General features: G+C 25.1%; 7 protein-coding genes. 4 read left to right on the forward strand and 3 right to left on the reverse strand.

Features of this window, described 5'->3' with window-relative positions; all coding sequences use genetic code 11:
- Together R4K56_RS13945 and R4K56_RS13950 are read left to right on the forward strand one after the other, a co-directional pair.
- Window positions 1-1,134: DUF4132 domain-containing protein (locus tag R4K56_RS13945; RefSeq protein WP_335786923.1), on the forward strand; the 1,134-nt coding region annotated here is incomplete at its 5' end.
- A gap of 16 nt (window positions 1,135-1,150) precedes the next feature.
- Window positions 1,151-1,654 carry a BspA family leucine-rich repeat surface protein gene (locus R4K56_RS13950; protein ID WP_335772937.1) on the forward strand — a complete coding sequence of 168 codons (504 nt, stop codon included), beginning with the start codon at window positions 1,151-1,153 and terminating at the stop codon, window positions 1,652-1,654.
- 7 nt (window positions 1,655-1,661) lie between these two features.
- Here R4K56_RS13950 and R4K56_RS13955 read toward each other — a convergent pair whose 3' ends face one another.
- Entirely contained in the window at window positions 1,662-1,931 is a 270-nt protein-coding gene (locus tag R4K56_RS13955) for a Txe/YoeB family addiction module toxin (protein WP_335759975.1), read from the reverse strand.
- A complete protein-coding gene (locus tag R4K56_RS13960; protein ID WP_335759974.1) occupies window positions 1,924-2,454 on the reverse strand; it encodes a hypothetical protein in 531 nt (176 codons plus the stop codon). Before R4K56_RS13960 ends, R4K56_RS13955 begins: the two co-directional genes overlap by 8 nt.
- 138 nt (window positions 2,455-2,592) lie before the next feature.
- Here R4K56_RS13960 and murB point away from each other — a divergent pair, with 138 nt between their 5' ends.
- Window positions 2,593-3,498 carry a UDP-N-acetylmuramate dehydrogenase gene (murB, locus tag R4K56_RS13965; protein ID WP_335772936.1) on the forward strand — a complete coding sequence of 302 codons (906 nt, stop codon included), beginning with the start codon at window positions 2,593-2,595 and terminating at the stop codon, window positions 3,496-3,498.
- Between the two features lie 464 nt (window positions 3,499-3,962).
- On the opposite strand, the gene mfd is transcribed toward murB, so the two are convergent.
- On the reverse strand, window positions 3,963-7,727 hold the full coding sequence (gene mfd / locus R4K56_RS13970) for a transcription-repair coupling factor (protein ID WP_335772935.1): 3,765 nt from the start codon (window positions 7,725-7,727) through the stop codon (window positions 3,963-3,965).
- 182 nt (window positions 7,728-7,909) lie between these two features.
- Between mfd and R4K56_RS13975 the strand changes: the two genes are divergently transcribed.
- Window positions 7,910-8,440 (forward strand): hypothetical protein, encoded by a 531-nt coding sequence (locus R4K56_RS13975; protein WP_335758780.1) that lies wholly within the window; start codon window positions 7,910-7,912, stop codon window positions 8,438-8,440.
- The last annotated feature ends 133 nt before the right edge of the window (window positions 8,441-8,573 follow it).

The following is an 8,573-nucleotide window of genomic DNA, read 5'->3' on the forward strand; positions in this document are numbered from 1 at the left end:
ATTAATTCTCAAAAAGATGTTTCTGTTTTAGTTTGCGGTGTATATGCTGATGATAATATGTTAATTGAAATGTACAATAGAGAAAATAGTTCATTATTATTTATGAAGATTTTAGCATTGAATACAGACAGTAAATTCGCTTTAAGTTTATTATATAATGTTTTTGCTAGGAATAAAAAGGCTTCTATTAAAAAAGAGGCTATTAGTTTATTAAATTTTATTGCTGAAAAAATGAATTTAGAGTTATATGAATTAGGTTTTAAAGTAGTATATGATTTTGGATTAGATAAAAGAGGAGAGAAAATTATAGAAGTAAATGATAATAAATATAAAATCTCTCTTAAAAATAATAATGCAGTAGAATTGTTTGATATTAACAATAAAAAAGAATTAAAATCAATACCTAAATACTTTCCTGAAAATATAAAAGAAGAAATAAAGCATATTAGAAAAGAGATTCCTAATATATTGAAAAGTCAGAATTATAATTTAATAAAAATTTTAATAAGCGGTAAGAAATATAATTATAAATTTTGGAAAGAAATTTTTATTGATAATCCTATAATGAATAAATATGCATATAGTTTAATTTGGAATTTATATGATGAAAATATGAATTTAAAAACTTCTTTTAGATATTTAGGCGACGGCAGTTATACTGACTATGATGATAATAATGTTGTTATGGATGAAAATTGTTATATTAATTTATCTAGTGTATTTGACTTAACTAAAGAAGATATTGCAAAATGGAAAATGCATTTAAATGATTATGAGATATTTCAGCCTATAAATCAGTTTCCAATTATTAATATAGATACTTCAGATTTTAACAAAGTAATAGAAAAGCTGAAAAACATAGAAATAGTTTATTCAAGTTTGAAAGCATTTGCAAGCAGATATTCTATGAATGTTATTTATAAATTTTCAGAGAGTATATTTTATTTTGAAGATTTTAAAAAAGATAAATTTATTATTAAAATAGAGTTTCAAGAATATATAAATAATGGAGATATTGTTAAAATTAATATATCATTTACTAATAGTGAAAATAAAACAGTTGAAAATAGATTCATATATTATTGGCTTGTTTTGATGATAATAGATTTTAAAAAAGAAGAACTTTTTTATTAAATATTAGGATTTTAATGTGTATACACCAAAAAATAAAATAGAATTAAGAAGTTTAATAGAAAACAATAATATTTATTTAGGAGATATTGATACTTCATTGATAACCGATATGTCTATGCTTTTTGATAAGCCTAATTTTTCATGCTTTGAAGGTTCTTACAATGAATATGAGAATTATAATGTAAGAATAGATTTTTCAGGTATAGAGAAATGGAATACTTCTAATGTTATTAATATGAAATCAATGTTTCATAATATAAATAATTTTAATATATGTATTAATGATTGGAATGTATCTAATGTTTTGGATATGAGTTATATGTTTTATGGGGCATCTAATTTTAATCAGCCATTAGACAAATGGAATGTTTCTAATGTGAAATATATGACTTGTATGTTTAAGAATGCTGTAAATTTTGATCAGGATTTGAATGCTTGGAAAATAAACAATGAGGCAGATATTAAAGATATGTTTATAAATAGTTCTCTAATAGAAAATCCTTATTTGTATAATAAATAGATTATTTTTATTTATCATCATAATGACCTTTACATGATAATATTATTAGATCATCATTATCTATTTTATATATTAATCTATGTTTTTTGTTTATTCTTCTTGAATAACAGTCTTTATATTTATGTTTTAGTTCCTCAGGTTTTCCTATTCCTTCATATGGTGTTTCTAATATATTCTCTATTAAATCGTTTATTCTTTTGAGTATTTTTTTATCTGTTTTTTTAAAGAATAATATATGTTCTTCTGCTTTTTTAGTAAAAATAATGTTGTTATTCATTTTCCATAGCTCTTAAATCTTTTATGGAATATTTTGTTGTTTTTCCTTCTTGTAATTGTTTTAATGATATATCTAAATCATTTTCTATATTTACATTGTATTTATCAAACAAATGCAATGATTTTTTTATTATATCTAATATTTTTGTTACACCCAAAATTGAAAATATAACTGTTGAAGCAAATTTATCATTTGTATTTCTTTTTCTTGGTATTCTTAAAGCTAAAAATTCATATTCAAATAATTTATTTTCTTCAGCTATTCGTACAATTTTAGATGAACTTATATTTATATTCATATTCTCTTTTATCATATCAGAAAGCATATATGGTGGGTATTTACATATAGAAAATTTTATAAGATTTTTTAATTTTTTATTTTCACTTTCTAATTCTTTATTTAAATTATCTAAATTTCCTATTATTAAATTTAATTCTTCTATTCTGCTTTGTAAATCTTTTACTAATTCAGTTTGATATTTATCATGGGCGGTAACAGATTTTATAGTATCTAGTATATCCATAAGTATTATACCTTTAACATTTATTTCTTTTATTCTATTACAAAATATTTAAAAGTCAATATAATTAATTCTTATTGTAATGTTTTAGAAAATTTGTTATTATATTTTCATTAAATAATATTTACGGAATAGTTAAAAATGATTAAATCTTTGAATGGTGTTTTAAGCAGAGAAAATGTTTCTTTAAAGAAATTAAATACTTTTAGAATTAATGCCAAGGCTTCAGAATTTTATGTTCCTGAAACTATTAATGGTTTTATAGATTTATTAAAATATCTTAATGATAATAATAAAAGATATATTATTTTAGGCGGCGGAAGTAATATTTTATTTTTGGATAAGGTAATTGAGTTTCCTATTATTTATACAGGATTTTTCACTAGGGTAGAGCATACATCTCATAATATTTTAGCTTATTCGGGAGCTAATGTTATTGATGTTGTAAAGTATGCTTATAAAAATAGTTTTACTGGATTAGAATTTTTATACGGGCTTCCAGGAAGTATAGGCGGTGCTGCTTATATGAATGCAAGATGTTATGAACATTCTGTTTCTGAATTTATAGATAAAGTTGGAATAATAGATGATAATTTTGATTATATGCATATAGGTATTGAAGATTGTCAGTATGCTTATAAGAGAAGTATTTTTCAGGATAAGAAATATGTTATATTAGATGTGAGATTTAAATTAGAAAAAGGTTCTAAAAAATTAATAAAACCAGAGATGAAAAAATATTTCAAAGACAGAAAAAATAAAAATCAATTTAAATATCCTTCAGCAGGAAGTACTTTTTTGAATGATTATGAAACTAATATGATAGCAGGCAAGGTAATAGATTCCATTAATATGCGAGGCGTTAAAGTTGGAGGAGCAATGGTTTCACCTTATCATGCTAATTTTATAGTTAATTATAATAATGCTACAGGCAGAGATATTTTAAATCTTATGAGGAAGGTTAGAGAAGAAGTTTATAATCAAAAAGGAATAACTTTGAATGCGGAAGTGAGAATAATATCTAATGATGAAAATGAAAAGTTATAAATATTAATAAGCAAACAATTTTCATTAGAATTTATTTAATAAATGTATTATACTGAAAAATATGTTTTATCAAAAATAAGGTTAATATTTTATTTTTATATTTAGTGATTTTCCAAAATAAGAAATCATATACTTAAAAATTTTCAGTATATGCCTAAACAACTATATTTTGTCAATTTTAGTTGTTTCAATTTTATTGTTTGTGGTGGCTTTGCCCCCACACCCCCAGTTCTTTTGTTGCCACAAAGAAGCTTATATCCTCGATAAACTCGGATACGCTTCGTGAAAGGCTGCATTTCGACTTAAATTTAGTAATTTATCTTGCATGTAAAACATAATTAGTATGATTTAATACTAATTTTATATTTGCACTTTTTGGTTCTTTTTGCGGCGGGAAAAAGAACAACAAAAAATTGACAAAGTTAAAAATTTTTAGTATATATAAGATGATTTATACAATAAATTTAATTTTTATTTATCTTTATAACTTTTGGAGCCTTGCTTCTTCTAGTGAGTGTCCTTTTTTTAGTATTTTTATTATTCTTAAAGTTCGCTTCAGCAATAGACATTTTATTTTCTTCATCATCTTTTTTATCATTGTTGTTTTCATTTGTTTCTATAGTATTTATTTTGTCGCTTTCTATTTCAAGTATAGTATTTTTTATCTTTTCTACCTTCCAATCAAAATCATTTTCTTTATCCATTAGAACAGGTATTATTAATTGATTTAGATTATCTTTATCAAAATACACTCCGGAACCTTTAGTATTAATCAACTTAATAAGTTTGTCTGTATCTATTTTAGAATACTTATCCAATTTAAGATATATATTATAATGACCTTCCATAACAGATAATACTCTTACTCTTTTTAATATTACTTTAAGCCTTGCTATATCAAAAATATCATCTAATTCCTTTGGAAGTTTGCCGTATTTATCAATCATAAATTCTTTGGCATAATCAATATCTTCATCGCTTTGAGAACGCATTATAAGTTTGTAGGCTGATATTTTTTCTTTTGAATCTGCTATATATGAATCAGGTATAAATAAATTATGCTTTAAATCGATAACAGTATCAAAAGTAACTTCTTTTATTTCGCCTTTATATTCATTAGTAGCTTCTTCAAGCATTTGAGTATAAAGTTCATAACCAACTTGATATATCATTCCAGACTGTTCTTTACCTAATATATTACCAGCACCTCTTATTTCTAAATCACGCATAGCAATTTTAAATCCTGCTCCAAGGTCTGTATGTTCTGATATAGCCTCAAGTCTTTTATAAGCAACTTCAGTTAATGCTAAATCACTAGGGTAGAACATATAAGCATAAGCCTCTCTGCCGCTTCTTCCAACTCTTCCCCTTAATTGGTATAATTCAGATAAACCTAATTTATTTGCATTATCTATTAATATAGTGTTGGCATTAGGTATATCTATTCCATTTTCTATTATCGTAGTTGACACTAAAATATCATATTTATGATTAATGAAATCGCTCATTATTTTTTCAAGCTGATGTCCTGTCATTCTTCCATGAGCTACACATATTCTTGCTTGAGGACAAAGTTTCTTTATCATTAAAGCAAATGATTCTATAGTGTCAATTCTGTTGTAGAGATAGAATACTTGACCATCTCTTTTTAATTCTCTTTCTATAGCATTAACAACAGCTTCTTCTGTGAACTCTGTAACAAAAGTTTTTACAGGAATCCTATTTAAAGGAGGGGTTTCTATTACACTAATATCCCTTATGCCAGTTAAAGCCATGTTTAAAGTTCTAGGTATTGGAGTTGCTGAAAGTGTAAGAACATCTGTTTCTAATCTAAGTCTTTTTAAAGCTTCTTTATGTTTAACACCAAAACGCTGCTCTTCGTCTATTACTATAAGACCCAAATTTTTAAAATCTATGTCTTTTGATAAAAGCATATGAGTTCCTACTATCAAATCGCATGAACCATTTTTTATCAATTCTTTATTTCTTTTTGCCTGTTTGCTAGTTACAAATCTATTTAATACTTCTATTCTTACAGGGAAATCTTCAAATCTTTTTTTAGCGTTATTATAATGCTGCTGAGATAATATTGTTGTAGGGCATAGTATAGCACATTGCTTGCCAGCCATTATGGCTTTAAATACTGCTCTGAATGCCACTTCTGTTTTACCGAAACCAACATCGCCGCATACAAGCCTATCCATCATCTTACCGCTTTCCATATCATCTTTTATATCATTTATAGCTCTTAATTGATCAACTGTTTCTTCATATTTAAAGGAAGCTTCAAAGTCATCTTGCCATTGTGTATCAGGCCCATAAACATTTCCTCTAATATTAGACCTTATAGCATATAATTTAATTAATTCCCTTGCAGTTGCTAATGCATCTTCTTTAGCTTTACTTTTTATTTTATCCCAAGCACTTCCGCCTAACTGTGTTAATTTAGGAGCCTCACCATGTCCGGATATATATTTCTGTACGAAGTTCATCTGTTCTACAGGTATATAAAGTTTATCGCCTTTGGCATACTCTAATGTGATATAATCTTTTTCTTTTCCATTAGACATTTTTCTTGTAAGACCTAAATACTTACCAATACCATAATTTACATGTACAGCATAATCGCCTACATTCAAATCAACAAATGTTTCTATCAAGTTTTTATTAACTTTAGGAATTTTGCGTACCTTTTTTCTTTTACGTCCGAAAACTTCCCAATCGGCTATGAATATTGTTTTTATATTATCTTTTATAAATCCTGATGATGCTTGTGTGGTTATTATATAAAAATTATTTTCATTTTTTGAATAATCAGAAATTATTCTATCTTCTTTTTTTGTTTCTTCTAAAACAACTTCTTCAGCAGTATTTTCTTCATTATTGTTATTTGAATCTTGAACAATATTTTTATTATTATTTTCTTTTTGATTATTATTTGTTTCTTCTGTATTATTGTTTTTTTCGGTTTCTTGTATTTTTTCTTTTTCTTCTTTTACATCTTCCGGTGCTATTACTATAGGGGATAAATCCTGCATTATTTTATAAAATCTATTTGCCTGATCATAATGACCTGTAGAAAGTATTATAAGATAATCTTTTTCTCTGTATTCCCTAACATAATCTAAAAAGTCAGTAAGTCTTGATTTGAAAGATATGCCTTCAAGAAAATTGAATTTATGTATATTAATATCAGTTATAAAAGGAGATATATTGATTGCTTTGCTTGCTATTTCAGAAAAATAATTATTGTTGATGTATAAATTTTCAATGTCGCCTACTATTCTAAACATATTATCTATATCATTGAAATTTTCTCTTATTGTATCTAATACATTTATCAATTTTGTTTTTAGTTTTAAAGCATCATCTATAAATATGTACCCGTAATCAAAATAATCAAATATAGTTTCCAAATTATTATAAAATAGGGGAAGTAAATTTTCACTGCCTGCGAAGTATTTTCTTTTGCTTATGCTGTCTTTTAATTCATCTTCAAGTTCATTATTATTTATGAATTCCTCCACCGCAGTATCACTGTATACAACTTCACGAACAGGATAAATTACAATATCTTTTATGCTTTTGAAAGATCTTCCGTCTTCTATATTAAAAAGTCTTATGCTTTCAATTTCTTCATCAAACATTTCTATTCTTATAGGATTATCATATTCTACAGAAAATATATCTACTATGCTTCCCCTTACTGATGCAGTGCCTTTTTCAGCTACTTCTCTTTCTATAACATATCCTAAATCATATAATTGTAATCTTAAATTCTCTAAATCTAATTTGTCGCCTACATGAAGTTCTATATAAAGTTTTTTTATATCTTCACGGTTTGCTATTTTTCTGGTAATGGCATTAATTGTGGTAACTACAATACATTTTTCTTTATTTAATAATTTGTATAAAATATTTATTCTGTCTTGTGCTATATCTGTAACAGGAGACATTTTTGTAAACGGTACTGTATCATAATCCGGAAAATAATAATTTGTTATATTATAGAAATTTAAAGACTGACTTAAAAGCATAGCATCGCTTTCATTTTCTTTTATTATAAGTATGCTGTTTCCTTTAAAGAATAATGAGGCAAAAAATAATGCATCGCTTCCGCCTTTAAGTCCTGTGATACTTGTTGATTTTTCTATATCGAAATTTAAAAATTCTTCGCTATGTATAAACTTTTCTACTAATATTTTTGCTATAGATTCATTGTTAAACATATTGATTTTACCACTTATAAAGTCATAAAAATATTTTGCTATAATATAAGTAATATTTTATTAAATAGCAATAGATGAACAATAATATATTAATGAAAAAAAATATATATTGATAAATAAATCAAATGCCGATAATATATAGTAATAATTATTTTGTATATTTGTATAATGGAAAACTTATTATGAAACCATATATCGTGTGTATTTTACTATTTTTGATTACTTCTTGTGCTTCTAATACAAAATTAGCTGACGGCGGAAAAAATTATAATAGCGTGTGGATAAAAAAAGTAAAAGGTAAAAGTGTAATGGCTCCAAACGGCTATTTATATGTATTTAAAGATAATGGAAATGTAGAATACAGAATAAATGGAATGAAAAGAGGTTCAGGTACATTGTTATATGCTGAAACTCCAACTAATGCCTATTATTATGAAAAAATGCCTTTAAAATATGTGGCTAGAGAGGTAAGGGATTCTATACCAGATGATAGTGTAAAAATGGTTGTTGGTTTTATACTTGACAATAATAATAGATTAAAAATGACTTTAGGTTATACAAGAGAATATAATCAAAGGTTAGCAGATTGGAGAAAAAATAATTTAACTATATATAATATGCTGAGAGAAGGTAAAGATATGTCAGAATATCCTATTCCTAATCCTGAAGAAGTAGATAATAGAAATATTGTAGAATTTGGTGTATTAAGATAATTCCATAAATTTTAATATCTAAATAATTTTATTTATCTTTATAAATCATAATATTAAAAATCTGTATACTTAAACGATAACATTTTGTATATGCAATTATAATTATTAATAGTATATACTGAAAATTTTTAAC

The sequence above is a fragment of the Brachyspira pulli genome (genome assembly GCF_036997785.1).
GTDB classification, from domain to species: Bacteria; Spirochaetota; Brachyspiria; order Brachyspirales; family Brachyspiraceae; genus Brachyspira; species Brachyspira pulli.